Genomic DNA, 26,114 nt, shown 5'->3' with positions numbered 1-26,114 from the left:
CAATAATCTCAGCGAGAACAGTATCCGTCCATTGGTAGTAGGCCGTAAGAACTGGCTCTTCAGTGATACGCCTGCTGGGGCGGATGCCAGTATGAAGGTCTATTCTATGATAGAAACGGCAAAGGCCAATGAACTCGACCCGCATAAGTATTTGAGCTTCCTTTTGGAGCATCGTCCAAGTGCTGAAATGTCAGACGATGAATTAGAGCGGTTTGCCCCATGGAGCAATCTGGCTCAGGAAACCTGCAAATAAAATGGAGTAAAATACTCGCATGTCTGGCATCCTAGCGCAGGGTGCCAGATTTCATTTATTGGGTATGCCCCGAAACTATGCGCTTACCATCTTTTAGAGATTTAAAATATACTATAGGATTACTTCATTTTCATTCGAAAAAGGTGGACTATATACTCCAAGAAATTTTCGCAGGGCTAATAATGTATAACTTTTCTGAATTGATTACCTCGCACGTAGTCATAGAAAAGGGTTCCAGAAAATATGAATATAAAGTCAACTTTTCTGTTGCTGTACATATATGCCGTGATTTCCTGGATTCTCCCGGCGCTCACTTCTGTAATTAGCGAATATATCGGCGGATAAATCAATTGGGACGTATAAAAGTGGCTTTGAAAGCCACTTTTATACGTCCCCGATAGCTATGCTTCCAGTAAAATGATGCGGGATACGCCCTCGCCCTGTGGCTGCTCTGACCACCGGACACCACAGGCCCAGTCTGACACATCCAGACCGATCTGCATCAGTTCATCACCATAAGCACTATATGGTCTGTCACTGATATGATACTGCATATCTTCTGACAACCCTTCCAGTTTTACTCTCTGATATCCCACATTGACAGGCTGATGAAGGCGGAAATATGCCAGTAATGCCTGCTTTTTATCCTGGGATACTACCATCCATGCCGCATCCTGTACCTGATCTGTATTCTTCCGGAATGGACTCTTTAACCGATAAAATATACCATTATGAATCAGCTGTCGATATTTTTTCATAAACCGAATCTGTTCTTTTACTTCATTCTGTTCTTCTGAATTTAGGGTATTCAGATCCAGTTCATATCCAAAGGTTCCAAAATACGCCACATCTCCACGCATCTTCAGCGGCAGACTGCGGAAGGTCTGATGATTGGGGCACGCTGATACATGACTTCCGATAGAACTTAACGGATAGACATAGGAACTACCATACTGAATGAATACCCGCTGGGATGCATCAGTATCATCTGATGCCCACGCCTGCGGTGCATAATACAGCATTCCAGGATCAAAACGTCCGCCGCCGCTGGCACAGGATTCAAACAGAACCTGCGAAAACTTCTGAATCAACCGTTCATACAGTCGGTAAATCCCCCGAATCTGTCTGTGATAAATGGTTCCCTGCTGCAGAGGATCGGTTCCTCTGGAATACAGATCGGAAATACTGCGGTTCATATCCCACTTCACATAGGAGATCGGACCGGATGAAAGAATGGCTTCCATCTTATCTCCGATGTAATCCACCACTTCTTCTTTGGAAAAATCCAGTACATACTGATGTCTGCCGCTGCAAATATGGCGGTCAGGGCTTCCAAGAATCCAGTCAGGATGCTCTCGAAACAGATCACTGTCTCGGCTGCCCATCTCCGGCTCAAACCACAGTCCAAACAGCATTCCCATATCCTGAATCTTCTGTGCCAACCCTGCTATGCCAGAAGGCAGCTTGTCTAGATTTACATCCCAGTCTCCCAGCGAACTGGTATCGTCGTTCCTCTTGCCAAACCATCCATCATCCAAAACAAACAGTTCAATTCCCAGTTCCCTGGCTTTTTCTGCAATGGACAGGATCTTTTCTTCATCAAAATCCATGTAAGTGGCTTCCCAGTTATTAATCAGAATTGGGCGCTCACGATCTCTCCAGTACCCTCTGGCAAGCCTTTTCCGGTAAAGTGTGTGATATGTCTGACTCATTCCGTTCAGTCCCTGATCTGACCAGACTAATATGGCTTCCGGTGTCTGAAATCCTTCCCCCGGTGCCAGTGGCCAGGAAAAACCTGTTGGATGAATCCCCATCATCACCCTTGTGGTTCCCATGGTATCGACCTCTGTCTGTCCCAGGAAATTGCCACTGTATACCAGGCTGAATCCGTAGACTTCGCCCTTCTTTTCTCCCGCATCCAGGCGTTTTAATGCAAGGAACGGATTGAACTGGTGGCTGCTGTGTCCTCTCAGGCTGTGAATATCCTGTATTCCCTGATGCAGCAGCTGTATCTGTGGATGCCGTTCTCTTAAGGATGCTCCTGACAGATAAAACATTTCATAATCGCAGTCTGGGAAATCCACACTGACACTCATGGCTTTTTCCAGATTCACACTCTGTTCCCCTTCATTCTGAATCCATGCATTCCGGGCAATCACCGGGAAATCTCTGAAAATCGTATAGGAAAGCACCAGTTTCAGGCCTTTTACCGTATCCTTCAGTACAACCTTCAGAGTCTCTGCCTCCTGATCCTCTTCCACATAAACCGCAGGAAGTCCGTCAAGCTTCGGTTTGCCCTGCTGCACTTCCACATGATCGTAAAGGAACTCTGTCACACGGCTTCCATCTGCACACCGGATCTCTACTGCCGGGTAACGCATATCTCCGGTTCCAAACCCAGGATATTCCTGCTTCAGATGTTCCATGGAAAAGGTTGTCTCTCCGTCAAATACACATGGTGCCATATCCCGATGTCCCAGTTCCACAAAATGATCATATTCTGTGCAGTCATGAAGTCTTCTCCCGAAATAGATCTGACCAAGCTGCCCGTTTCGCAGCACTTTCATGATATAGCTGATGTTCTGATTTTGAAGATGAAAAATTCCCTCTTTTTCATTGATTAAAATACTCATCCTGTTAAGACTCCTTTTCCATTTTCCAGATTACGCCCTCATATGGACGAAGCATATCCACACTGTGACCGGATGGATAATTTCCGAGTACCTGTTTCCAATAAGCTTTTCCCTGTGCTTCTGTCTGCTGTCTCAGCTTCAGCGTATCTGTAGACTGTTCTTTTTCACTGAAATTACAGAGAATCAGATATGTCTCTTCTCCCATTGTCCGAAAATACGCCAGTAGCTGCTTATGTTCTTTCCCAATCATCCGGTAGCTGCCCCATAAAATTGCCGGTGCAGACTTTCGAAATGCCAACAGCTGCTGATAAAAAGTAAAGACAGAATCTGTGCGCCCGATCTGTTCCTCTGCATTCAGATACATATAGTTCGGATTTACTGGAAGCCACGGTGTGCCATGGGTAAATCCGGCATTTTCTTCTGTATTCCACTGCATTGGTGTCCTGGAATTGTCCCTTCCGGCACAGTTCACATACTTCAGCATCTCTTCCGGTGAGACCTCCCCTGCATTCACATAAAACTGATAAGCATTTTTGCTCTCCACATCCTGTAATTCATCAATGGAGAAAGCATGGTAATTGGTCATCCCCAGTTCCTGTCCCTGGTAGATATATGGGGTTCCCTTCATCATATACAGTGCAATCGACAGCATCTTTGCAGACAGTTCCCTGTATTCTTCTCTGTCATCTGCAAATGTGGATACCGATCTTGCATAGTCATGATTCTCCACAAACAGACTGTTCCACGCCTTTCCTTCCAGATCTGTCTGCCAGCGATCCAGAATCTCTTTTACCCTGAGAAAATCCGGTTTCCGGTCTGTCCATTTTCCCAGAGGGCCCTTTGCCTGCTCCACATGTTCAAACTGAAACATCATGTTCAGTTCCTTTCTGTCAAATCCGGCATAGAGGCGGGCTTCTCTGGTATCCACACCAACACCTTCTCCTACCGTCATCCAGTCAAAGTTCTGAATCACTTCCCGGTTCATCTCCTGCAGGAACTCATGTACTCTCGGACCGTTTATATACATGGAAGATCCATCACCGAACTGTTCATGCTCTCCCACCGGTCCATCTGCATAAGACTGATCCTTGGAGATCATAGAAATGACGTCCATACGGAAACCATCGATTCCTTTCTTTCCCCACCAGTTCATCATTTTGTATACATCCCTGCGAACAGCTTCGTTTTCCCAGTTCAAATCTGGCTGTTTCACTGTATAGATGTGCAGGTAATATTGTCCTCTTTTTTCATCATAAGTCCAGGCACTTCCCTGAAAACGTGATTTCCAGTTATTTGGTCTGTCCTTCCAGATATAATAGTCATCATAAGATGTTGCTTCTGCCGAACTGCTTTTCCGGAACCATGGATGTTCATCTGATGTATGATTCACAACCAGGTCCATAATCAGCTTCATGCCATGCTCATGTACCTCCTGCAACAACCGGTCAAAGTCTTCCATCGTTCCAAAATCAGGATGAATATCCTGATAATCACTGATATCGTATCCATTGTCCGCATTTGGGGACTTGTAAACCGGACACAGCCAGATCACGTCCACACCCAGATTTTTCAGATAATCCAAATGCATCCGGATCCCATTGATATCACCGATTCCGTCTCCGTTACTGTCCTGAAAGCTCCTTGGATATATCTGGTACACTACTGCATCTTTCCACCATTCCTGTTTCATCTTTTCTCCTTCCCGCATTTGAAGCCCCCTTCTTCTTATGCCTTTTTCTTTTCAGACAAGGATAGCAGAGGGTGTTCCTCTGCTATCTGTTATTTATTCTCTATGCCTGATGTAAACGATAGGTCTTAATCTCATATGGTTTGATGCTGTCTTCCAGTACTCCATTCTCAAATGACACTTTAGCCAGCGGACGTTCCATCAAATCACATTCGATTACTTCTGAGACTGGCAGATTCACTGCAATGTGGATCTTCGATCTCTTATTTTTATTCTCGTAGATACGGAGAATATATCCGTCACCATCCTCGGCACGTTTGATGGTCTCGAAGAAACAGTGATCCTCTGCTATGGCTATCATAGAACTCTCTGTGCGGATATCTGCCCCTTCCACCATACTGGTATGCAGCGGTATGTTCAGGTCATATGCCATCTCTATGGTTCTTGCATCCTGCCATCTTTCTGCATGCGGATAGATCGCATATGTGAATTCATGATGACCGATATCTGCATTTTCATTTGGATACACGCCAGACTTGATCAGGGTCAGACCCATCTCGCCGTCCCGCACACTGTGTCCGTACTTGCAGTCATTTAACAGACTGATTCCCAGTCCCTGCTCTGAAAGATCTGACCATTTATGGGCACATACCTCAAATTTGGCAGTATCCCAGCTCTGGTTGTGCGTCGTCTCACGTTCCACATTACCAAACTGGATCTCATAGGATGCCTTCGTACTGTTCACATCTACCGGGAACAGTGTCCGAAGCAGTACATGATGATCCTGCCAGTCTGCGGATGTTTTAAAGTCGATACGCGGCAATTCCGGATACAAAATCACATCCTGATCGACAGTGGAATCTGCAAACCTTCTGCGGATCCGCACTACGGTCCGCACCGGTCCTGCTTCCATCAGTTCCGGTGCAGATACTTCATCTGCCTCATAGGGTTTCTTCTTATAAAACATATCCAGATCCCAGTTATCCCAGTTCATTGGACGGTCTTCGTAAGTCACAAGCCGGTTGCCTGTGGTTCCTTCTTTGATAAATTCATGTTCTGTTTCTTTTTCTACCAGTGAGGTGATCCTCATCTGATCATCAAACTGCACACGGTAATATGCATTTTCAAAACTACCGTCCCAGATCTTCTTCTGTTCTGCGTCCGGTTCTCCCATCACCGGTACAAAAGACTTGTATCCTACTGACGGTATTGCCTGTGCGAAGAACAGCAGATCTCCATTGGCGGCATACTGAACCGGAGACAGATTGCCTTCTGCATCCACCATGGCTGTGACATGCCGGTTCCAGCCTTTCACTTTTTCTGCATCTATGCACACCACATCGTCTCTGTCGTATCCCTGTGTGTTATACACAAAAATCGTCGTTTCTTCCCCATTTTGTGTATCTTCTCCATGAATCTTTTCTGCGATGCCATCCATAAGCTGACTCAGTGCACACATACCGTCCTGTCGGATCTGCGCGTATTCCACATCTGTCTGGTCATATACCGATTCAATGGCACTTCCAGGAATAATATCATGGAAATGATTCAGTAAAATGATATCCCATCCAGATTTCAGAATTTCTGCCGGATATTCCTGCCCGTATGCTTCTCCCATAACCCCCAACGTCTCAAGCTGTTCATAGAGGATCTCACTCTTACGGTTGTTACGTTTGTTCTTTCCCATGGAGGTCAGTGTCCCCCGATGGTATTCAAAGTACAGCTCTCCGTTCCATTCCGGCATATCCGGTCTGGATGCAATCTCTTCATGTATCCGGTCAAAAAATACACGCTCCGGTTCCTGCACCAGCCTTGGAATCCCCGGCATGCCGTATTTCAGACGTTCTGCCTCTTCCAGCATCTCTCTGGTCGGACCACCGCCGCCGTCCCCGAATCCAAACAGCATCAGTGTATTTTCTGTCAGGTCACGGTTCTGGAAACGCTTGAACGTCCCCAGTGTCATATTTGGATTCACAATACCGGTGTATGTGGTGGTATTTCTGGTGTCGGTAAAGGAAATATTCAGTCCAAGGGTCTTATCAAAGTCACAGGTCGTCGGCATGAAAACAAAGACATCACTGCCATCGATTCCCTTCCAGATAAAGGTATCATTTGGAAGCTGATTAAACTGATTCCATGCGATCTTAGTCGTCAGAAAATATGGTACACCACTTTTTTTCAGGATCTGCGGAATGGCTGCAGAATATCCGAATACATCAGGCAGCCAAAGGCATCTGCTCGGAATGCCAAATTCTTCCATGAAGAACTGTTCACCCTTCATCACCTGTCTGACCAGAGATTCTCCTGCCGGGAGGTTACAGTCAGACTCCAGCCACATGGCTCCGTCTGTCTCCCATCGTCCTTCCCGGATCTTTTCTCTGATCTTCTCATATAATTCCGGCTCCTGTTCCTTTACAAACTGGTACAGAATCGGCTGACTGGACATGAAACGGTAATTCGGATACTGATCCATCAGTTCCAGCACCGTGGAGAAACTGCGTACTGCTTTTTCTCTTGTCACACCAACTGTCCACAGCCATGCAATATCAATATGCGTATGACCGATGGCACTGACTACCGGTGCATTTTCATCTACTTTTGTATAAAATTCTTCTTTCAGAATGTCTCGCATCCTGTGAAGAGAAGCGTAATATCTTTCCGTATATGGCTGGCGCAGGTCAAGAATATCTGCCGCTGGAGCCAGTCGGGTGAGAATTCTTCTGTAATTCTCATAATCACTGTTTTTTAATAAACGAGCAGTCTGTACCGGAACCAGAAAATCATAATATGCCTGCTCGGTCTCCCAGTCTACGGTAATCAGATCCGTGCGGATAATCAAATCACCCGGCACACTTCCGGTAAATACCAGAAATGCAATATCTATACAGGTGCCTGCCTTTGCCTTTTCTTCCAGCAATACCTGACGATGGTTCACATCAATGCCCTGTACCAGTCTGCCATTCACATAAAAAAGCATCTGTGGATTGGTGGCATCCCACTGTCCTTCTCTTCCGGTGATAAAACGGATTTCCACACGTTTTCCACCCATCTCTTCCGGGATCTGTACCCTGGTACGATACCAGCGATATTCACACAGCTCTGACCACGGTTCGCTGATGCAGCACGGTGTCCACCCTTCTGTATCACAGATGGCACCGTCTTCCTGTTTTCCTTCTTTTCTCAGGTAGTCTGTTACCGGAATCTGACCGGATATCCGCAGCAGATCCAGGTCTGCTGCCAGACGCTCCATTCTCTCTACTTCAAACTGAATACTCATTCGCTGCTCCTTATCCTTTGACGGAACCGGCTGTCAGGCCCTCGATCATATACTTCTGGCAGAAACCAAAAAGGATCATGGTCGGAATCAGTGACATAATCGTACCTGCCGCCATCTCTCCCCATTTAATATCGTATTTCAGGATCAGGGCGTTCAATCCTACCGGTATGGTTTTGTATTTGTCTACATCAATAAACATGACTGCCATGAACAGTTCATTCCAAGAGTTGATAAATGCAAAAATAAAGGTAGATGCCAGACCTGGTTTGATCACCGGGACTACTACGCGGAACAGAGAGGATAAATATCCACATCCGTCAATCCATGCGGCTTCTTCCAGTGAAGTCGGAACTGCATCATAGAATCCTGCCAGTGTTACCACTGAAAAAGGTATCATCATGTTGGTGTATAACAACGCCAGTGTGGTACGTCTGTTCAGCATACCTGCGGAAGCCAGCATCTGGTACAGCGGAGCCAGCATGATGAAGGTCGGGAACATCTGAGTTACCAGGAAAAACATCATCACCAGATTCTTGTGTTTCAGATGAAAACGGCTGATGATGTATGCGGAAAGAACCGCAATCAGTACTGCACAGGTTGCTGCAATTGCTGAAACAAACAGTGAGTTCAGCATATAAATACCGAAACTTCCTTTCCAGAGCATGGATGCATAGTTTACAAAGGATACCGGATTCGGAAGATATTTTACCGGGAAGGCATAGATCTCACCCTGGGATCCCTTTAAGGATGTAAGCAGCATCCATACAAACGGAAACATGACGATAACCAGAAACAGTGCAAGTACAATAAATTTCAGAACACTGTAAATACTTCTTTTATGTTTTGCTGTCATAATTTAGTTCTCCTCTGTATATTTTGTCACAGCCAGATAGATTCCCGCAAATACAACAAGGAAGAGAATGCAGAGAACTCCGACTGCTGATGCCATACCGTAATCCAGACTCTGTACCAACTGCATCATGTAAGATGTAATGATGTTGGAAGATCCTGCCGGTCCGCCCTGGGTCAGTGAATAAATCAGATCCGGGAAGTTGAAGATCCAGATGACACGAAGAAGTACGGTCAGTAACAAAACAGACTTGATACTTGGCACTGTAATGTGGATGAACTTCTGAAGGGCGTTGGCACCGTCTACAGATGCTGCACCATACAGATCTTCGGATACACCACGAAGTGCCGCAGTAATCATTATTGTAAAGTATGGAATACCATACCAAATATTCGCAATAATACATGCATATAATGCAATGTGTTTGTCAGCAAGCCATCCAACAGGCTGGCTGAGAATGTGAAGTTTATTAACCAGAATGTCGTTGAACACACCCGACGTTCCGTTATACATCCAGCGCCACATAATACCAATGATGAAACCGGATACTGCCCATGGGAAAAAGATCAGTCCCTGGTAGATATTGGAACCTTTGAATTTCTTCTTGAGCAAAAGTGCCATTGCAAAACCGATGGTAAACTGGAAAAACAGAGAAATCACAACCCATTTTACTGTGTTCATAACCGTAAGTGGGAAAGAGTTCGCAATACTTGGTTTTAACAGATTTTTAAAGTTATCAAGACCTATCCACTGTACGTTTTTGAGGTTCATCAGATTATAATTCTGAAATGCCATCATGGAACCACGAACCATAGGATAGTATGTAAATATCAGTGGAAAAATAATGGATGGCAGCAGCATCAGTATGACGAATCTGCGCCTCTTTTTTGCTAGTTTGGATTTACTTTTCATTCGTGTCTCCTTTCAAAGAAACACGCCATCGGCGCCATTATAAGGAACCGATGGCATGTTTTTTATTCTGTTACATCCATTTCTGGTAAAACTTCCTACCAGAGCTGGCCTTCTTCTGCATAAGCAGTTGTCCAGAAGTCATCTAACCACTGAAGCAGTTCATCATCTGTGATCTCGTCAGTCAGGAATTTCTGATACATGGTATCTACTTCTGTCTTATAGGTTGCAAATGCTTCGTACATCTGAGGGTATGCAGCATGGCAATAAGTTTCAGGTTCTGCAGCCATGTCCATATACATGGAGAATGCACCTTCTGAGAAGTATGAATCGCTGTCAGCAGCATCTGTATGGATTGGAATCGTAGAATAATTCTTTGCAAAATATGTATTATTTTCGGAATTGGATAAGTAAAGCAGGAAGTCTGCTGTCTCATCCGGGTGCTCTGTGAAGGATGTCATACCCCAGCCAGCGAAACCGTTCGGGAATACTGCCTGTCCGGAAGGTCCCTTAGGGAATGGGATCAGTGCCCAGGATCCATCTTCCATATCGCTTGTGCAGGTTGCAATAACTTCTGGGTCCTGAATCAGCATAGCGGTAGTTCCGCCGACAAATCCCTGAACCATTTCTGAGAATGCCCATGCGATGGAGTCAGATGGTGATGCTTTCTGATACAGTTCTTTGTAGAAGTTCAGTGCTTCTTTTGCCTCCGGAAGTGTGAAAATAGTTGCTCCATCTCCGTCTTTCAGGAAATATGCAGCATTTGGATCCGCAATTTTATCCATTCCGATCCAGCTCCAATAAATGGTATCTGCATACTGATATCCGCTGGAACCACCACGGAAGGAATATCCGTATCTGTTTGCAGATTCATCTGTCAATGCTTCACCGGATTCCAGAAGTTCTTCCCATGTAGTCGGAAGTTCCAGTCCTTTTTCTTCGAACCAGTCTTTTCGTACATACAGACCTCTCTGATAGAATCCATAAGGGATCATGTATGCGGTATCTTTGTAATAGTGGATAACTTCATCTGCGGACTCGGAAAGTGTATCTTTCTCATCCCATGCATCGATGTAAGACTGCAGATCTGCCAGCCATTCATTGGATGCGTACTGTGTGATCGTTGAGTCACGTACTTCAACGATATCGGCTCCGCTTCCATTCATCAGCATCTGTGTGATCTTGGTGTCAGCATTTTCCAGTGGCGGAGATACGATCTCGATGGTAACATCCGGATGATCAGCCTGATAGTTATCTGCAATTTCGCGAAGAATTGCTGTTCTCTCCGGGCTTGTCAGAGATTCTACCATTGTGATAGTAACCTGATCATCAGCAAGTGCCATGATGGATGACATGCTGCATGCAGCCAGTGTTGCCATTGCAAAAGCAGTGATTTTTTTCTTGTTCATGTGTAATGTCCTCCCTTTTTAAAATAAATATGTAGTTTCAGGTGCTTTGACACCCATTTTGATTACAAGGATTGTTCCCAGTCCGGTTGTAATCAATATATTCGCTCTAAAGCCGATCTCAGATCTGAAATCAGGCTTTCAGTGCCCTCAAGTCCGCAGTGAATTCGTACAATTCTCTGGGATGCTCCCAGTTCCTCGCATGTCTGGTCGTTCAGTCTCATATGTGGCAGGAATACCAGACTCTCGAATCCACCCCAGGAAACACCAATCTTAAATATCTTCAGACTTTCTGCAAATCTTACTGCCTGCTCCAGTGTTCCTTTTAATTCAAAGGATAATAATCCACAGTTACCGGTCTGCTGCTGCTTCATCAGTTCATACTGTGGATGAGAAGGCAGTCCCGGATAATATACTTTTTCTACCATTGGCTGTTCTTCCAGGAACTTCGCTACTTCCATAGCTGTCTTTTGGTGCTGTTCCAGTCTCGTTGCCATGGTACGCAGTCCTCTGATCATCAGCCATGCTTCCATCGGGCCGACGATTCCGCCAAACAATTCTCTGTTATGAAGAAGCTTTGCAAACAGTTCCGGATCCTTTGTCACCAGCATTCCACCGATCACATCACTGTGTCCTCCGATATATTTGGATGTGGTATGCATGACAATATCAGCGCCCATATCCAGTGGCTTCTGATATAACGGTGTACAGTAGGTATTGTCAATATAGACCTTTGCCTGATGTGCATGTGCAATCTCGGATACTTTGCGGATATCCTGCAGGGAAAATACCAGTGATGACGGACTTTCCAGTACAATCAGATCGGTCTTATCTGTAATAACTGCTTCAAATTCAGATACTTCTACGCCTTTTACAAAGGTAGTCTCCACATTCATGTGTTCCCTACAGTACCCGGTCAGCAGATCCTTTAACGGACCGTATGCATTCTTCAGGCAAACCACGTGACTTCCTGCTTTGATGGTGCTGAATACCGCAGTCGATGCTGCCGCCATACCGGATGCCAGTGCCAGTGCCCCGCATCCATGTTCCAGTGCTGCGATCTTGTCTTCCAGTATCCTTACTGTCGGGTTCTGTACTCTGCCGTAGCAGTATTTGTGTCTGTCCGTCCGGTCAAAGTCATAATAATCATCCAGTGTCTCAAACACATTCAGTGAGTTCATAAACACCGGCGGCACTATGGCATTGTAATAATGCTCATATTCTTCGCCATAATGTGCAGCAATCAGGCTGTCACTTTTCAGATATTCTTTCTGGTCTGTCATAGTTTCTCCCTTCAACCTGTAAGCTATCATATAGGTTACAGAATTTTAAAAAGCAGATGCAACTCTGCTTTCTTTTCTAGTATTTCTGGCTGATTTCATATTCAACCTCATCCAACAGCTTCTCATTGATGGACTGTGCCTTCTTCACATTCTTTTCCCGGATAGCGAAATATAACTTCTCATGTAAAGGAATACTTTTGAGAAATGGATCTTCCAGATCCAGCGGATACTCCCAGAAGTTAACCATCGTTGTCTCCAGAGATGTGATCAACTGGTACAGTGCGTCATTGTGTGCCAGACGATAGATGGTGTTATGAAACTTGTGATCTACACGGTTCTGCTGCTTTCCCTCATGAAATAACTGCATCAGCAGTCGGGTTGTCTCTCCCAGATCATCCAATTCTTCTTCCGTCGCACGGTGAATTACCAGCCGTACGATCTCTTTCTCCAGAATCCTGCGAACTTCCAGTACATCCAGTACATTCTGCTTCTCCTTCGTGAAATTCAGAAGCGATATCATATTCTGATCTCCGGTGGATGTGACAAATATTCCCTTGCCATTCACTGCTTTCAACACGCCTCTGGTTTCCAGAACCTTCATTGCCTCCCGCAGAGTAGGGCGGCTTACACCGATCATCTCCTGCAGCTTCTGCTGGGACGGTAACTTATCTCCCGACTGAAGTCGATTCTCCTCTATATAGTTTTTAATATACTCTATAACTTCTGTCTGAAGTGATGTTCTCTTGATATTCTTCATATAGGCTCATTTTCTGTAACTTTTTTATAATTCTATAATATAGACTCAACATTTTTTTGTCAATATAGAATTATATTTTCTTTTACAGGAACCATATGAATGTGCAAAATGTATAGTTTTCATAGACAGTTCTGTCATTTTGTATAACTGTTACGGGGGAAAACAAAAAAAGCAAGGGACTCTTTTAAGCCTCCTTGCTCTTGTGGTTGATTATAAGTGATCGTTGCCCGAATGTCAATGCATTTTTACATGGAAATCCATCCCAATGCATTTGCTACGGAACTGAACAGTATGATTGCCGCAAAGATCGGGCACAAATACTGTATCATAAAATCGAATACTTTCTTTCTGTGGAAGGTTCCATTTTCCAGCAGCATTTCTTTTTCTACTTTCTGAATTCCCATTACTTTCGATACCAGCAGACAGGTTGCAATTGCTGCAATCGGCATCATCACAGAGTTTGTAAGGAAATCAAAGAAATCCAGGAACTGCATTCCCATGATCTTCACGAAGTCCAGTGGACCGTATCCCAGAGAGGACAGGCTTCCCAGCAGTAACATAATAACTGTCACAATTACAGTTGCTTTTTTCTGCTCCAGCCAAGTTCATTCTGAAATGTGGATACAGCACTTTCTGTCAGGGCAATGGAACTGGTCACTGCTGCACAGAGTACTAAGAGGAAAAACAGGATTCCCACAAAGGTTCCCATTCCCATGCTGGCGAATACTTTCGGAATCGTGATAAACATCAGTGAAGGACCTGCCTGCAATGTATCCGGATCCCCACCGGAAAAGGCAAACACTGCCGGAATGATCATCAGTCCTGCCATGATGGCAATGGCAGTATCAAAGATCTCCACATTCTTCGTGGATGCCTCAATCGGTACGTCTTTTTTCATGTATGAACCGAATGTCACCAGAATTAGTACCGGTATGATGGCATTGATCCAGCCGCCAAAGGACAGCCATCCAGATTTTTCAAAGAAATGGTAGGCTCCCACCGGACTTTTCCTGGTCATACGTCCCAGCACCGTCTCTGCCACGATCATGGTATATCCAAAAGTCAGCGCCAGTATAATATAAATCAGCAGAAAAATTCCTCCGCCATATTTTGCTGCCAGATACGGGAATCTCCAGATATTCTCCAGGCCTACGGATGCGCCTGCTGCTGAAAGTACGAATCCCGCTGTAATTCACCTTCTGTAAAAATATTTTTTATATGTGTTGTCACTATTATAGGAACACACATCCTTTACCTCGTCTACGATTTTGTTTCTTTCATATGATTTTTCTCCTTTTTTGATAAAAAAGAGAGCGTACAGGTTTTCCCATACGCTCTGACGCTGTGTTGATATTAAGTTTTGTGTGGTATTAGTGTTTCTCCGACAAACTTGAATTGTTCGAGCTTTTCAAATACTAACGTCCTTAATTCTGTTCAATAATTGATTTATAGTAGTTACCAAAGTCAGCAAGTGAATTAACAATTGGAAGCATTTTTGTTCCGAGTTCCGTTAAGCCGTATTCAACTCTCGGTGGCTGCTCATGGTAATCGTGGCGATATGCCAGCCCATCACTCATCATTTGTCTTAAACTATCTGTCAAAACCTTTTGTGAAATACCATCTATACTTCGTTGTAGCTCATTGAATCTCCATGGACGCTCTTTCAAGTTACGCAAAATCAGCAGTTTCCATTTTCCTCCGATAAGAGATACTGCTGTTGCAACTGGGCATTCCGGTAATTCTTCTTTTGCTCGCATAATTCTCACCTCCGAGTCTATTGTAACACATTCATTTTTGAGTGTACAGTTACAAAAAGGTGCGTACTTATTTTTGTATGTACCTCACACTATACTAATACCAAGCAACCAGAAACTACAAATTAACTATGGAGACTATTATGGCAAATTACACAAAAACAACTATTGGAAAGAAAAACCGAATTGAGCTGCATGAAAAGTTGTCTTTAACAGGTGCAGAAATCAGTTTAAACGAACTACCTGCAGGAGCAAATGTCCCATTTGTTCATTCTCATAAAGAAAATGAAGAAATCTATGGAATTCTTTCAGGTAACGGCAAAGCCATAATTGATGGAGAAGAAATTAGCCTTTCAGCTGGAGACTGGCTAAAAATCGCACCTGCTGCAAAGCGTCAGTTTTTTGCATCCGATATTTCTGGAATTACTTATATCTGCATTCAGGTAAAAGAAAATTCTCTGGAGCATTTTACAGCAGAGGATGCCGTAATCGGCTAATTAAAAGTATTTATTTACAAAAATGCACAGTTCACGATAAACTAAGAACTGTGCATTTCTTTTTTGTTCAATATTACGTTTTCTCAATTTTTCAAACAAGAAGTTATCAGTGATTATCTTTTAGAAAACAGCCAACTACAGCGACGCCAAATCCAAAAACACCTAGGACATATCCCCAATAACTCAATCTTAATTCCTTCTCATATGTACCATTACAATTAGGACAAGACGCAAAATGATCAGCACGGCTATGAAAGCCAAAACTGCCATGGACTGCGATTGCTTCGGAAATATATATTTAGTTTCTGTCATAACAAAACCCTCTCTATGTTTCCTAGCTGCTTTTCCCATGCATCCAGGAAGGCAATTACAGCCAGTTTTCCAGAACATCATTCAGCTTATTCATATCCAGCGGTTTTGCGATATGTCCATTCATGCCTGTATTTTTGGCCAACTGTACATCTTCTGCAAAAGCATTGGCAGTCATGGCAACAATAGGCAGTTTTCCCTTTTCACCCGGAAGGCTCCTGATTGCTGCAGTTGCCTCATAACCATTCATGACAGGCATTTGGATATCCATAAAAACAAGATCATACAATCCTTCCGGAGAAGCTTCCACTTTTTCAACTGCGATTTTCCCATTTTCTGCTATTTCCACTTCTGCCCCTGTCATCTGCAAAATTTCAATACCAATTTCTCTGTTCAACTCATTATCCTCAACCAGCAGAATCCTTTTTCCTGTATAATCTGCTTCTGACAGTTTCTCCAGATAATTTCTCGCTGTATTTTCTTTTCTGCCTGAAGTAAACTGCCGCAGTGTAGCCGTCAGCCGGGAACGGAACAGCGGTTTTGCAATAAAAGCATCTACACCTGCAGCCTTTGCCTCTTCTTCAATTTCGCTGAATTCATAGGATGTCAATACAATGATGGTGATCTCTTTTCCGATCCGTTTCCGGATCTGTCTGGCAATCTCTATACCATCCATATCCGGCATCTTCCAGTCTAAAAGGTAGTGTCAAAAAACTACCTGTTTTTATTGTTCTAAAATCCTTTAAAACCTTGATTTATTGGAGGTTTACAAATAAAAAGAGCATTGACCTCCCTTTTGAAGTATAATGAGTTCACCACAAACCATTACCTCGAAAGGAGCCAATGCTCATGGATATTATACTTTATTTACTTCAATTAATTCAATACCAACATAAACAAATCTGCTGGCTATTAAATTTTATCTGCAGATATATCCCTCTAAAACAGTGGGCTTTCGATGATTCCCATTCTCCCAAGTATCAAAAATTCAAGATTGATAAACTTCCTGTCATCAAAACCTTTATCAAACAAGACTGGCTGTTTCTTCTCGAATACTATCAGTGGAAGTATGGCAAGCCACTCAAACCGATTCAACGACGCAACGGCAAAACCATTCCTGAAGATACAATCTGTCCTTTATGCGGTGCTCCTCACCATTTCATCTACGATAACAATGGTGGCAATGGTCAGTATCAGTGCAAGGTCTGCGGACAGACTTTCTCATCTGGCGAAGTGGTCACCACTCCCTTCCGGCTTACCTGTCCTCATTGCGGCAATACCCTAGTTGCCAAGAAAGACCGCAAGTTTTTCCGCATACACAAATGTGTCAATCCCAAATGCCCTTACTATCTCCACAATCTTAAAAAAGTGGAACGGAAGGATCTGGACGCGGATTACGGCAAAAACAAATATAAACTCCATTACATCTACCGTGAGTTCACTGTGGATTTCTTTGCCATGGACTTAAACTCTCTCCCTAAGAATGCCTCTTCGTTGAAGTTCTCCAAACACAATGCTCATGTGATGTCGCTTTGCCTGACACTCCACATCAATCTTGGATTATCCCTAAGAAAAACTTCACAGGCTCTGAAAGATCTTTATAACATCAGCATCTCTCATCAACAGATAGCCAACTACTGCAAAACAGCAGCTATCTGTATTAAACCCTTCGTTGACAACTACGATTACAAACCAGGCAACGTGTTCACTGCTGATGAAACCTACATAAAAGTTCGCGGCATCAAAGCCTATATCTGGTTCATCATGGATGCTGCCAGCCGTTCTATCATCGGCTATCAGGTATCCGACAACCGCAGTGTCGGTCCCTGCATTCTTGCCATGCGTATGGCATTCCGGCATCTGTCCGAACTGCCAAAAAACTTCAAATTCATTTCTGACGGCTATAGTGCCTATCCGTTGGCTGCAATGGAGTTTGCCAAAAAGTTTAAAAATAACTTTAAATTCAGCATTACACAGGTAATCGGTCTTACCAATGATGATGAAGTCTCCAAAGAATTCCGCCCGTACAAGCAGATGATTGAGCGCTTAAACCGTACCTATAAGGCTTCTTACCGTCCCACAAATGGCTTCGATAATTACGATGGTGCCAACTACGATTTAGCCCTGTGGGTAGCTTATTATAACTTCCTTCGCCCTCACAAACACTCCAACTACACTCCACTCAACAAAGTGGACATGCTGGAAAATGCGGAAAACATGCCAGGCAAATGGCAACTGCTCATCTTCCTCGGACAACAGACTGTCTTAAATCTGCAAAATGGAGAAGCCACTGTCTGTTCTTAGATTCAGAGCCTGAGGTAGTAACCCAGCCACCGCGAAGCGGCTTTGCCCTTGATGGCACGAAAAAGAACTGCTACACTGCTGTAAACGACGAGAAACAATCTGTTCTTGAGTTCTTCGCCGTCGGTGATCAACCTACAGCAGTTCTTTTTCGTGCTGTCAAGGGTGGCGATAGTTTACCTCAGACTAAAATATCTGCAATTTTCAAGGTTCATCTGAGCCTTTTTCTTTGCCCAGTTTTTTCATAGGTCATTTGACACTATCCGTGATTTAAACTATAAACGGAACAAAATATCTCTGTTATCATTATAACCCACACATAAATTTTTGTCATAAGCAACTTTCGATTTTTCAAAACTATCTTGTTATTTTCTACAGTTTTCTATTATTGTCAAACATTTATCTGCACCCCACAATGATACACTCGCACCCCGCAATGAACAATAAACACCCGTTCAGTTTTATCCACTTCAGGAAAACATAATAGCCGAGACTATTTTGCCAGCCTCAGCTATTCACATTACTAATATTCTCTTCTAAAAATCAAACTCATCCGGATCCAGTCCTGCGTCTTCCAATACTTCTCTTCTTTCTTCCGGATCCATAAACTCTAACTCATCGTAATCAAACAGCTGGAAATCAAAACTCAAATACAACGTGGATCGTGCCATCTGGTCGTCCGTTTCCTTTGATGAATTTCTGATGAAGATGAAAGAAGCCGGATATGAAATCCGGCAGGGAAAGTATCTGGCTTTCCGGGCTGCTGATCAGAAACATTTCACCAATGTCAAAACTCTGGGAGCCTATTATACAGAGGACAGTATCCTGAGACGTCTGGCGAAGAATCGTCATAAGGCCCGCATTCCTCAAAATGCATCATTCAAAGTAAGGATATTTGTGGAGATGACTTCCTATGTCGCTGACGGCAATCGCCCCGGTTTTGAACATTGGGCACAGAGAAATAATCTGAAAGAAGCAGCCAAAACTTTCAGCTATCTCTCTCAGCATAATCTGTTAAACTACGAAGAATTTGAAAATCATATTTCTGATCTGGAAGCTTCCATCCAGGCTGCAGATAAACAGATTCGGCAAACACAACAAGCCATTCAAAATCAGAAAGTCATTAAGAAGCACTGTGAAGTCTACCGAGCTTGCCGTGATGTGGTTCTTGCAGAGAAAGATGCTCCGGATAAAGCACTCTACCGCAAACAACATCAGGCAGAATATCAGTTACACGATGCCACCTTAAAAGAACTGGCAGAGTTTGGCATCCACAAACTTCCATCTGCAGAAAAACTTCAGCGACAACAGCTGGAACTGGAAGAAGAACTTGTCTCTGCCAAAAAAGAAAAGCAGGATCTCCTGAAACAACAGAAGACCCTGGGCATTATCGAAAGCAATTATGAAACGATGCTTCGAGGTGCAGGCATCGATGTTCCTGATCAACAGCCTGGAGGCTTAATCAGGGAAGAAGTAATCTCATAAAAGCAAAAAAAGGCACCTCATGGAATGACTGACAACACTTCACTCCACAAGGTGCCTAAACTCTGATTTTTCGATAATTATTTTGTCAGAATATACGCTTCTATCGCTTCGTTAGCAAAGACTGCAGTACCCTCACCTGCGTACTTATCTATATTGGATGTCATATCTCCACCGCCTGCATACATCTGTCCCAGACTTTCCAAAATCTCATCGGTACAGGTATAGTAATGCTCGGTGATATAGTTCTGCAGTTTCTTTACCAGGGCCTGTGCTTCTTCTGATTCCGGTTTCTTATTTCTGATCTTACCGAACTCCGCAAAGATTTCCATCATCTGAACACCAAGTACCTGTTCTTCTTCGCGGCTTCTTCCAGCCGACTTCTTCTCAAACTCTTTATAGGCATCGGTAGTTCCCCAGGATGCTTTTGCCTGGGCTGCATATTCATCAATTTTTCGTGTATCGAAAGCATCAAAACTCATTTTACTCATTTTCTGAACTCCTATCATCTTTATTCCACGAGCCAGATCGATCAGGTTTTCCAGATGCTCCTTCCGAAGTTCCAAAAGCTTTATCTGTTGTTCCAGTGCTTTGCTTCGATCAAACTCCGGATTATCAAGAATCGTTGTAATCTCTTTTAATGGAAACTGAAGTTCTTTGAATAACAAGATCATCTGCAATCGCTCCAGGGCCTTATCGTCATAAAGCCTGTAGCCGGCAGCTGTAACTTCCGTGGCCGGCAGAAGACTAATCTTGTCGTAATGATGCAGGGATCGTATACTCACCCCTGATAATTTGCTTACTTCATTTACCGTCATCATCAATATCAAACCTTCTTTCCTGTCGTGGTAAGTTCATAATAAGGTATGACATTATGTCAGGGTCAAGCATTATTTTTATTAATCACGAAATTTTCTTCCCCAAGCAAATATCTCTCATAATCCACACGGATCATCTCCCGCTCACCGATACGCTTCGCTGATTGAAATGCCATATGGCCAGTACATCCCACATGACTGATCGTCCAATCACGATTGACCACATAGAGATTATTTCCCGGTCTGGCTGTTGGCTTTTCTCCATCTCCAAAAGTGAATCCCTCATTCTCTGCATCCTGCAAAAACCTTCTTGCAATCACTTCATCTCTCAGATACACATACACTTCCCCATTCAGTTTTGATAATTCAGTTACATTGCGCATGCTCTCATGCCTCCTCTTCGATCTATGATCCTATAAAGAGCGGCAAAAGGAAAAGGCCCCCATCGTTTCCGACAGGAGCCATAATTCTCAAATACATAACGCCCATCGGTCAAGCTTTAGCACCTTGCAAATGCAGGTTGCTGTGCGGTCATCGAGCTTGTCTCTCGCGCACTCTTTATAGGTCTTTATCATTATAGCTGAGAACGAATATCATCTCAAGGTGCAGATGTGCCACCTGCTACTCAGAAAGACTGCTGATCCACTCAGTCACATCTTCTTCAGATGCATTGTTAAATCGTTTACCAGTTACAATATGTAAGTCTGGATACAGCGTCTGCAGATCAGAAATACTCTTTTCAATACCACTTCCACCTGAGGTACAGAAGGTATAGATTGTGGCATCTGTCAGGTCATAAGTATCCAGGAAGGTCTGGATGATACGAGGGTTTGTACCCCACCAGATCGGATGTCCGAGATAAATGGTATCGTATTCTTCCACCGCACTCAGATTATTTTCAATCGCAGGTCTTGCATCAGGGTCATCTTGTTCCTTATTGGCCCTGCAGTTGTCATCATTATAATTCAGATCTTCGTCTGCATATTTTTCTGCAGGAATGATTTCGAATAAATCACCACCGGTTACATCGGCAATCGTCTCTGCGACAGCCATGGTGTTTCCGGTTCCGGAGAAGCAGACCACTGCAGTTTTAACCTCAAAAACTTCTTCCAGAACAACTTCATCCGATTCATTGGTTCCGTTTATCTCTTCGGTGCTCTCACTATCCTCTGTGGCTTCCGAAGTACTCTCTCTAATAGCCTCTGTAGATTCATTCTCTGAGCTTGCAGCCGGAGCACTGTTTCCGCACGCAGTCATAGCAAAGAGAAGTACAAAGCAAAGGAGAACTGCCCATAACTTTTTCATCCGGAGTCGCCTCCCTTACAGCATCTTGATCAGGGCATCGATATCTTTATCTGTCGCACGATTCAGAAGCTTTCCTTCTACGATTTCTGCTTCAGGAGCGGATGGTTTCAGTTCTTTTACCGTGTTTCCAAAACCGCTGCCGCCGGAGGTTGCGAAGAGAACAATCTTCTTTCCGGCAAAATCATAGCTTTCAAGGAAGGTATTGATGATGGTTGGAGCCACATACCACCAAATCGGGAAGCCAACCAGAATAGTATCGTACTGAGATAAATTCAAATCATCTTTCACAATTTCCGGTCTGAAGGACTTGTCGCCCATCTCTACGCTGCTTCTTGATTTCTTATCCATCCAGTTCAGATCAGCCTTGGTATATGGAACTGCAGGCTTGATTTCATAGATATCTGCTTTTGCAGCTTCGGCCAGTTTTTCCGCAGTCTTCTTTGTTACGCCACTGGCACTGAAATATGCTACTAATGTTTTTGCCATAATTGTCACCTATTCCTTTATGAATTTCTTGTCCGAATCCGGTATGCCATCCTCTGATACATAACGCTCAACCTTCATATGAAGATTATACTTTTCTCGTAATTCCATGATAGTATTCATCATTGGAGATGCATGATGGATATCAATCGCTTCCTGATTTTCCCAGCTATCGATCAACAATATCGTTCCTTCATCATCTAACGGCGAAAAGTATTCATAGCGGAGATTTCCAGTTTCGTTCCTGATAGCATCCACCGTTCCGCTTTCTGTCATTTCCCTTGCAAATTGTTTTGCTGCGGACCCAGTCCCTTTATAATAAATATTTACGGTTATAGCCATTGCAATTCACCTCTATCATTAATCGAGATTGCCATATTGCTCATCGTCTACTGCTTCCAGCCATTCATTGGAGCCATCCTTGCCAGGCACTTCCATTGCCAGATGGCTGAACCAGGAATCCGGTGCAGCTCCATGCCAGTGCTTTACGCCTACCGGAATATTGATGCAGTCTCCCGGCTTCATTTCTACTGCATCCTTTCCCCATTCCTGATAGTAACCACGGCCTGCCACGCAGACAAGGATCTGTCCGCCGCCCTCTGTTGCATGATGAATGTGCCAGTTATTTCTGCACCCCGGCTCAAAAGTTACATTAAAGATTCCAACCTGATTTGTTGATATAGGTGCAAGAAAGCTTTTACCAGTAAAATATTGTGCAAATCCATCATTTGGTGCTCCGATCGGGAATACCATTTCCTTTGCATGGGCTCTCATAGCTTCGTCTTCGTAAGGAAGATCACCTTCGCCTGTTTCCCATACTTCTTTAGCCAGGTTGAATACGGCCCAGCCCTTTGGCCATCCTGTATAGAATGCCACATGTGTGATCACTGCTGCGATTTCTTTCTGTGTTACGCCATGGGCTTTCGCATTCTGCAGATGATATTTCAGAGAAGAATCCGTAATGCCTGAGGACATCAATGCAACTACCGTGATAATGCTTCTTGTCTTTACATCGATATCCTGATTATTCCAGTTCTCTCCAAAGAGAACATCGTCATTATAATGAGCAAACTCCGGCGCGAATTCACCGAGAGCAGCTCTGCCTGCTGTCTGTACTATCTTCTTCATAATTTCCATTTTTCTCATTTTTACAGAGCCTTTCCGAGCTCATAAGCCCTCCTCATGATCTCTTCATGATTCGGAGCGTCATTCGCATCACCGATGCCGCCACCGGTTACGAGACCCTTGAGCTTTGCCTTTTCAAAGCAGTCCACCCAGCCTTGAAGACCGTTGTAGGCTTTTTCAAATGCGCTTTCCTCTTCCTCTGCGGCAGTTGCGATCATATAGATATCGCGGAAAGCATAATCCATCGGATACATCGGGTTCATTCTGTCCAGAAGCGTCTTCATCTGTCCGCTCATCTCGTAATAGTAGATTGGAGTTGCATAGACGATAACCTCGGCAGCCAGAACCTTTTCCATGATCTCTGCCACATCATCTGTAAGTACGCAGCTGCCTTTTGTCTGACAGGTCAAACATCCGATACAAAACTTAATGTCCTTTCCCTTCAGGGAAATGTATTCTACCTCGTGTCCGGCCTCTTTTGCTCCCTTTTCACATTCCTTTGCAAGAATGTCGGAATTACTGCCGCCACGAAGGCTTGTCGAAATAATAAGTACTTTCTTCGCCATCTTAACCTACCCCGTTTTCCTTTAAGAACTGCTGCATCTTGTCAAATGGAATGACTTTCAGGTTGTCATACAGATCTGTATGCACTGCACCCGGGATGGTAAGAAGTTCTTTGTTCTCTGTATATTTGCTGTCCTTGATCATAGCTTCATAAGCATCCTTTCCAAAGTAATAGCTGTGAGCCTTATCGCCGTGCATAATCAATACGGCACTTCTGATCTCATTGCTGTATGTAAGAATAGGCTGATTCATAAAGGACTGGCAGCCAAGACTATTCCAGCCTTCATTAGAGTTAAGGCTTCTCGCATGGTAGCATCTGCCCTTGTAGTATTCGCTGTAATCCTTTACGAAAAATGGAGCATCTTCCGGTACCGGAAGTGGAAGACATCCACCGGCTCTTGAGTATTCACCCTTTTTGTATTCCTCTGTTCTGAGGGCATTCATATCCTGCTTCTTTGCAAATCTAGCCTCTTCACTGTCTTCTGAATCGAAATATCCGTTGGCATTTACTCTTGTCATATCGTACATGGTAGATGCAATTGTTGCCTTGATTCTGGTGTCAAGAGCTGCTGTATTAAGAGCCATGCCGCCCCATCCACAGATACCGATGATACCGATTTGATCTGCATCAACATTTTCCTGAATAGATAAGAAATCTACTGCAGCCATGAAATCCTCGGTATTGATATCAGGAGATGCCATATATCTTGGCTGGCCGCCGCTCTCACCTGTAAAGGAAGGATCAAATGCGATGGTCAGGTATCCTCTCTCAGCCATAGTCTGGGCATAAAGTCCCGAACACTGCTCCTTTACGGCACCAAAAGGTCCGGAAACTGCGATTGCAGGAAGCTTTCCTTCTGCATTCTTTGGTGTATACATATCAGCTGCCAGGGTAATTCCGTAACGGTTAATGAATGTCACCTTCTTGTGATCTACCTTGTCGCTTTTTGGAAATGTCTTATCCCATTCAACAACCAACTTAAGTTCTTCTGTCTTCATCATTATTTTTATCCTCCTTGCGGTCATTTTTCTTGAATATTACCGGAATATATCTTATAATGATCTTATTATACAGCCTAAACCTAACTTTAGGTCAAGAACTTTTTTGAAGGAAGGTGCATCATGTACACGATTGGTCAGGTTTCGGAGATGTACAATCTCCCTATTTCGACTTTAAGATATTATGACAAGGAAGGATTCTTCCCTAATCTGATGAGAAAGGGCAATATCCGTTACTTCAGCGACGATGAACTGGAGGCTATCCGCGTGATTGAGTGCCTCAAACGCTCCGGTCTTGAAATCAAAGATATCAAGCAGTTCTTCCAGTGGGTTATGGAAGGCCCTTCCAGCTATGGGAAGAGAAAAGAGATGTTCGAGACCAGAAAAGCTGCCGTGGAAGATGAGATCAAAGCCCTGGAGAGAACCCTTGCTCTGCTGAAGTTTAAATGCTGGTACTACGAGACCGCGATAAAAGACGGCAATGAAGATGGCATCAGTGCCATGCTGCCGGACAAACTCCCGAAAGAGATTCAGAAGCTTTACGATATTTCACATGAATAACCAACAACGAAAAAAGCCCACTGAAAGACCTGCTGTATAAACAGTCCTCCAGTGGGCAAAATTGTCACTTTACATCTCAGCCGGAGTCTCCTACTCCTCACAAATGGCTGCTTATTGTATTCATCTGAAAATCAGTCACTCCAGACCAACCTCAGGCAAAAGCATGCTTCTCATGCGACAGATGATTTAGAAGATGGCCCTACCGGATTTAAGCCGATAGAGCCATATATAATTAAGAGTTAGATATGAATTTTTATTGGAAGTTTGTTACTATCAATAAAGTTATTGAATGCATCTGCAACTTCTACGATTTGCCTTTAGGGTATCCTGTAGATCCTTTCCCACTTGCAGATCTGCCTTTGTAGCAGGTTCTGACTTTTGTCCCAGAAAGAACACATCTTTCATTATAGGTTTTACCATCTTTCATTCCTCCATGTCATATTATCTCTTTTTCAATCTCTCCGAACCATATAGTGATTATATCAACAATATTATATTTCTACCACCGCGAGGTTTTTTCATTCTTATTCTAAGTTTGTCTCAGTAGGGGATTTCAATCTACTACTGAGATGAGTTTCTCCAACGATACTTCAAATCGTTGATCATCTTCCTCCTTTTCCTGTAATCCAAACATCATTTCCTGCAACAAGGATTGTTCCGCTTACGCTCCCCTGTTGCAGCAAAAAAGCCCGTTCAGATTAGATTCTTTTTTATTGAATCTGATCCAAACGAGCTTCCCGCTTATTTTCGTTTAGTTGCCCTTGTATGCATCCTGCTTTGAAACTTCAGCCATTTGCAATCTCTACATTTTTACCTGCAAAGGCGATGCCATATTTTACGATTTCCTTGATTCCACGGTCC

24 protein-coding genes, 4 pseudogenes and 1 riboswitch are annotated in these 26,114 nt (G+C 43.7%); of the genes and pseudogenes, 6 read left to right on the top strand and 22 right to left on the bottom strand.

Going from position 1 to position 26,114, the window contains the following annotated elements:
- Nucleotides 1-253, top strand: a 253-nt coding sequence (locus tag OCV47_RS11740) for a transposase domain-containing protein (RefSeq protein WP_262655251.1), incomplete at its 5' end; no start/stop codon positions are given.
- An 89-nt stretch (nucleotides 254-342) separates the two neighbouring features.
- A pseudogene (locus tag OCV47_RS11735) lies at nucleotides 343-546 on the top strand (IS4 family transposase); the annotation flags it as partial.
- Nucleotides 547-654: 108 nt separating this feature from the next.
- Here the strand turns inward: OCV47_RS11735 and OCV47_RS11730 are convergent.
- From OCV47_RS11730 to OCV47_RS11685, 10 genes and pseudogenes are all read right to left on the bottom strand, one after another.
- Entirely contained in the window at nucleotides 655-2,886 is a 2,232-nt protein-coding gene (locus OCV47_RS11730; protein WP_262655250.1) for an alpha-galactosidase, read from the bottom strand.
- 4 nt (nucleotides 2,887-2,890) lie between these two features.
- The gene (locus OCV47_RS11725; RefSeq protein ID WP_262655248.1) at nucleotides 2,891-4,576 is read right to left on the bottom strand and encodes a glycoside hydrolase family 13 protein; all 1,686 of its coding nucleotides are present in this window, start codon (nucleotides 4,574-4,576) and stop codon (nucleotides 2,891-2,893) included.
- Between the two features lie 100 nt (nucleotides 4,577-4,676).
- On the bottom strand, nucleotides 4,677-7,850 hold the full coding sequence (locus OCV47_RS11720) for an alpha-mannosidase (protein ID WP_262655247.1): 3,174 nt from the start codon (nucleotides 7,848-7,850) through the stop codon (nucleotides 4,677-4,679).
- 10 nt (nucleotides 7,851-7,860) lie between these two features.
- A complete protein-coding gene (locus OCV47_RS11715) occupies nucleotides 7,861-8,703 on the bottom strand; it encodes a carbohydrate ABC transporter permease (RefSeq protein ID WP_262655246.1) in 843 nt (280 codons plus the stop codon).
- Nucleotides 8,704-8,706: 3 nt separating this feature from the next.
- Nucleotides 8,707-9,612, bottom strand: a complete 906-nt coding sequence (locus OCV47_RS11710) for a carbohydrate ABC transporter permease (protein WP_262655245.1) — start codon at nucleotides 9,610-9,612, stop codon at nucleotides 8,707-8,709.
- A 95-nt stretch (nucleotides 9,613-9,707) separates the two neighbouring features.
- Nucleotides 9,708-10,988 carry an ABC transporter substrate-binding protein gene (locus OCV47_RS11705; protein ID WP_416888017.1) on the bottom strand — a complete coding sequence of 427 codons (1,281 nt, stop codon included), beginning with the start codon at nucleotides 10,986-10,988 and terminating at the stop codon, nucleotides 9,708-9,710.
- 122 nt (nucleotides 10,989-11,110) lie between these two features.
- On the bottom strand, nucleotides 11,111-12,298 hold the full coding sequence (locus OCV47_RS11700) for a trans-sulfuration enzyme family protein (protein WP_262655243.1): 1,188 nt from the start codon (nucleotides 12,296-12,298) through the stop codon (nucleotides 11,111-11,113).
- A gap of 76 nt (nucleotides 12,299-12,374) precedes the next feature.
- Nucleotides 12,375-13,055, bottom strand: a complete 681-nt coding sequence (locus OCV47_RS11695; protein ID WP_117449754.1) for a FadR/GntR family transcriptional regulator — start codon at nucleotides 13,053-13,055, stop codon at nucleotides 12,375-12,377.
- A gap of 245 nt (nucleotides 13,056-13,300) precedes the next feature.
- Nucleotides 13,301-14,247: pseudogene (locus OCV47_RS11690) on the bottom strand (sodium-dependent transporter).
- A gap of 232 nt (nucleotides 14,248-14,479) precedes the next feature.
- Entirely contained in the window at nucleotides 14,480-14,812 is a 333-nt protein-coding gene (locus OCV47_RS11685; protein WP_008373705.1) for a winged helix-turn-helix transcriptional regulator, read from the bottom strand.
- Nucleotides 14,813-14,952: 140 nt separating this feature from the next.
- Here OCV47_RS11685 and OCV47_RS11680 point away from each other — a divergent pair, with 140 nt between their 5' ends.
- On the top strand, nucleotides 14,953-15,306 hold the full coding sequence (locus OCV47_RS11680) for a cupin domain-containing protein (RefSeq protein WP_262655241.1): 354 nt from the start codon (nucleotides 14,953-14,955) through the stop codon (nucleotides 15,304-15,306).
- 367 nt (nucleotides 15,307-15,673) lie between these two features.
- Here OCV47_RS11680 and OCV47_RS15895 read toward each other — a convergent pair whose 3' ends face one another.
- The gene (locus OCV47_RS15895; protein ID WP_416888016.1) at nucleotides 15,674-16,123 is read right to left on the bottom strand and encodes a response regulator; all 450 of its coding nucleotides are present in this window, start codon (nucleotides 16,121-16,123) and stop codon (nucleotides 15,674-15,676) included.
- A 9-nt stretch (nucleotides 16,124-16,132) separates the two neighbouring features.
- Nucleotides 16,133-16,303, bottom strand: a pseudogene (locus OCV47_RS15890) (response regulator); the annotation flags it as partial.
- A gap of 161 nt (nucleotides 16,304-16,464) precedes the next feature.
- On the opposite strand from OCV47_RS15890, the gene OCV47_RS11665 reads away from it, so the two are divergent.
- Nucleotides 16,465-17,919, top strand: coding sequence for a DDE-type integrase/transposase/recombinase (locus OCV47_RS11665; RefSeq protein WP_262655240.1), 1,455 nt, complete (start codon nucleotides 16,465-16,467; stop codon nucleotides 17,917-17,919).
- Nucleotides 17,920-18,452: 533 nt separating this feature from the next.
- Here the strand turns inward: OCV47_RS11665 and OCV47_RS11660 are convergent.
- Complete coding sequence (locus OCV47_RS11660; protein WP_262655238.1) at nucleotides 18,453-18,587, bottom strand: hypothetical protein; 135 nt, start codon at nucleotides 18,585-18,587, stop codon at nucleotides 18,453-18,455.
- Nucleotides 18,588-18,618: 31 nt separating this feature from the next.
- Here OCV47_RS11660 and OCV47_RS11655 point away from each other — a divergent pair, with 31 nt between their 5' ends.
- Nucleotides 18,619-19,401, top strand: coding sequence for a hypothetical protein (locus tag OCV47_RS11655; protein WP_262655237.1), 783 nt, complete (start codon nucleotides 18,619-18,621; stop codon nucleotides 19,399-19,401).
- Nucleotides 19,402-19,478: 77 nt separating this feature from the next.
- Here OCV47_RS11655 and OCV47_RS11650 read toward each other — a convergent pair whose 3' ends face one another.
- The 8 genes from OCV47_RS11650 to OCV47_RS11615 form a co-directional block, all read right to left on the bottom strand.
- Nucleotides 19,479-20,219, bottom strand: a complete 741-nt coding sequence (locus OCV47_RS11650; RefSeq protein ID WP_262655236.1) for a MerR family transcriptional regulator — start codon at nucleotides 20,217-20,219, stop codon at nucleotides 19,479-19,481.
- Nucleotides 20,220-20,281: 62 nt separating this feature from the next.
- A complete protein-coding gene (locus OCV47_RS11645; protein WP_262655235.1) occupies nucleotides 20,282-20,599 on the bottom strand; it encodes a hypothetical protein in 318 nt (105 codons plus the stop codon).
- 99 nt (nucleotides 20,600-20,698) lie between these two features.
- Nucleotides 20,699-20,783: riboswitch (SAM riboswitch) on the bottom strand.
- Between the two features lie 54 nt (nucleotides 20,784-20,837).
- A complete protein-coding gene (locus OCV47_RS11640; protein WP_262655233.1) occupies nucleotides 20,838-21,521 on the bottom strand; it encodes a flavodoxin in 684 nt (227 codons plus the stop codon).
- Between the two features lie 15 nt (nucleotides 21,522-21,536).
- Entirely contained in the window at nucleotides 21,537-22,007 is a 471-nt protein-coding gene (locus OCV47_RS11635) for a flavodoxin (protein ID WP_262655231.1), read from the bottom strand.
- A 9-nt stretch (nucleotides 22,008-22,016) separates the two neighbouring features.
- A complete protein-coding gene (locus tag OCV47_RS11630; protein ID WP_262655229.1) occupies nucleotides 22,017-22,346 on the bottom strand; it encodes an antibiotic biosynthesis monooxygenase family protein in 330 nt (109 codons plus the stop codon).
- An 18-nt stretch (nucleotides 22,347-22,364) separates the two neighbouring features.
- Nucleotides 22,365-23,132 (bottom strand): carboxymuconolactone decarboxylase family protein, encoded by a 768-nt coding sequence (locus OCV47_RS11625; protein WP_262655228.1) that lies wholly within the window; start codon nucleotides 23,130-23,132, stop codon nucleotides 22,365-22,367.
- Between the two features lie 20 nt (nucleotides 23,133-23,152).
- A complete protein-coding gene (locus tag OCV47_RS11620) occupies nucleotides 23,153-23,695 on the bottom strand; it encodes a flavodoxin family protein (RefSeq protein ID WP_262655227.1) in 543 nt (180 codons plus the stop codon).
- A gap of 1 nt (nucleotide 23,696) precedes the next feature.
- Nucleotides 23,697-24,695 carry an alpha/beta hydrolase gene (locus OCV47_RS11615; protein WP_262655226.1) on the bottom strand — a complete coding sequence of 333 codons (999 nt, stop codon included), beginning with the start codon at nucleotides 24,693-24,695 and terminating at the stop codon, nucleotides 23,697-23,699.
- 120 nt (nucleotides 24,696-24,815) lie between these two features.
- Here OCV47_RS11615 and OCV47_RS11610 point away from each other — a divergent pair, with 120 nt between their 5' ends.
- Nucleotides 24,816-25,253 (top strand): MerR family transcriptional regulator, encoded by a 438-nt coding sequence (locus OCV47_RS11610; protein ID WP_262655225.1) that lies wholly within the window; start codon nucleotides 24,816-24,818, stop codon nucleotides 25,251-25,253.
- A gap of 297 nt (nucleotides 25,254-25,550) precedes the next feature.
- Here the strand turns inward: OCV47_RS11610 and OCV47_RS16075 are convergent.
- A pseudogene (locus OCV47_RS16075) lies at nucleotides 25,551-25,673 on the bottom strand (peptide deformylase); the annotation flags it as partial.
- Nucleotides 25,674-26,114 lie beyond the last annotated feature (441 nt).

This window comes from Muricoprocola aceti (genome assembly GCF_025567005.1).
Classification (GTDB): domain Bacteria; phylum Bacillota; class Clostridia; order Lachnospirales; family Lachnospiraceae; genus Marvinbryantia; species Marvinbryantia aceti.
The sequence above is the reverse complement of the archived record's forward strand: the minus strand, read 5'-3'. Positions and strand labels throughout refer to the sequence as shown.

What these genes read in the sequence shown, in the direction of transcription:
- OCV47_RS11730 (WP_262655250.1), bottom strand. Translation starts at nt 2,886, where the DNA reads ATGAGTATTTTAATCAATGAAAAAGAGGGAATTTTTCATCTTCAAAAT.
- OCV47_RS11680 (WP_262655241.1), top strand. Translation starts at nt 14,953, where the DNA reads ATGGCAAATTACACAAAAACAACTATTGGAAAGAAAAACCGAATTGAG.
- OCV47_RS11630 (WP_262655229.1), bottom strand. Translation starts at nt 22,346, where the DNA reads ATGGCTATAACCGTAAATATTTATTATAAAGGGACTGGGTCCGCAGCA.
- OCV47_RS11620 (WP_262655227.1), bottom strand. Translation starts at nt 23,695, where the DNA reads ATGGCGAAGAAAGTACTTATTATTTCGACAAGCCTTCGTGGCGGCAGT.
- OCV47_RS11715 (WP_262655246.1), bottom strand. Translation starts at nt 8,703, where the DNA reads ATGACAGCAAAACATAAAAGAAGTATTTACAGTGTTCTGAAATTTATT.
- OCV47_RS11700 (WP_262655243.1), bottom strand. Translation starts at nt 12,298, where the DNA reads ATGACAGACCAGAAAGAATATCTGAAAAGTGACAGCCTGATTGCTGCA.
- OCV47_RS11695 (WP_117449754.1), bottom strand. Translation starts at nt 13,055, where the DNA reads ATGAAGAATATCAAGAGAACATCACTTCAGACAGAAGTTATAGAGTAT.
- OCV47_RS11635 (WP_262655231.1), bottom strand. Translation starts at nt 22,007, where the DNA reads ATGGCAAAAACATTAGTAGCATATTTCAGTGCCAGTGGCGTAACAAAG.
- OCV47_RS11685 (WP_008373705.1), bottom strand. Translation starts at nt 14,812, where the DNA reads ATGCGAGCAAAAGAAGAATTACCGGAATGCCCAGTTGCAACAGCAGTA.
- OCV47_RS11650 (WP_262655236.1), bottom strand. Translation starts at nt 20,219, where the DNA reads ATGATGACGGTAAATGAAGTAAGCAAATTATCAGGGGTGAGTATACGA.
- OCV47_RS11610 (WP_262655225.1), top strand. Translation starts at nt 24,816, where the DNA reads ATGTACACGATTGGTCAGGTTTCGGAGATGTACAATCTCCCTATTTCG.
- OCV47_RS11705 (WP_416888017.1), bottom strand. Translation starts at nt 10,988, where the DNA reads ATGGCAACACTGGCTGCATGCAGCATGTCATCCATCATGGCACTTGCT.
- OCV47_RS11660 (WP_262655238.1), bottom strand. Translation starts at nt 18,587, where the DNA reads ATGGCACGATCCACGTTGTATTTGAGTTTTGATTTCCAGCTGTTTGAT.
- OCV47_RS11710 (WP_262655245.1), bottom strand. Translation starts at nt 9,612, where the DNA reads ATGAAAAGTAAATCCAAACTAGCAAAAAAGAGGCGCAGATTCGTCATA.
- OCV47_RS11655 (WP_262655237.1), top strand. Translation starts at nt 18,619, where the DNA reads ATGAAGATGAAAGAAGCCGGATATGAAATCCGGCAGGGAAAGTATCTG.
- OCV47_RS11725 (WP_262655248.1), bottom strand. Translation starts at nt 4,576, where the DNA reads ATGAAACAGGAATGGTGGAAAGATGCAGTAGTGTACCAGATATATCCA.
- OCV47_RS11645 (WP_262655235.1), bottom strand. Translation starts at nt 20,599, where the DNA reads ATGCGCAATGTAACTGAATTATCAAAACTGAATGGGGAAGTGTATGTG.
- OCV47_RS11625 (WP_262655228.1), bottom strand. Translation starts at nt 23,132, where the DNA reads ATGAAGAAGATAGTACAGACAGCAGGCAGAGCTGCTCTCGGTGAATTC.
- OCV47_RS11720 (WP_262655247.1), bottom strand. Translation starts at nt 7,850, where the DNA reads ATGAGTATTCAGTTTGAAGTAGAGAGAATGGAGCGTCTGGCAGCAGAC.
- OCV47_RS11615 (WP_262655226.1), bottom strand. Translation starts at nt 24,695, where the DNA reads ATGATGAAGACAGAAGAACTTAAGTTGGTTGTTGAATGGGATAAGACA.
- OCV47_RS11640 (WP_262655233.1), bottom strand. Translation starts at nt 21,521, where the DNA reads ATGAAAAAGTTATGGGCAGTTCTCCTTTGCTTTGTACTTCTCTTTGCT.
- OCV47_RS11665 (WP_262655240.1), top strand. Translation starts at nt 16,465, where the DNA reads ATGGATATTATACTTTATTTACTTCAATTAATTCAATACCAACATAAA.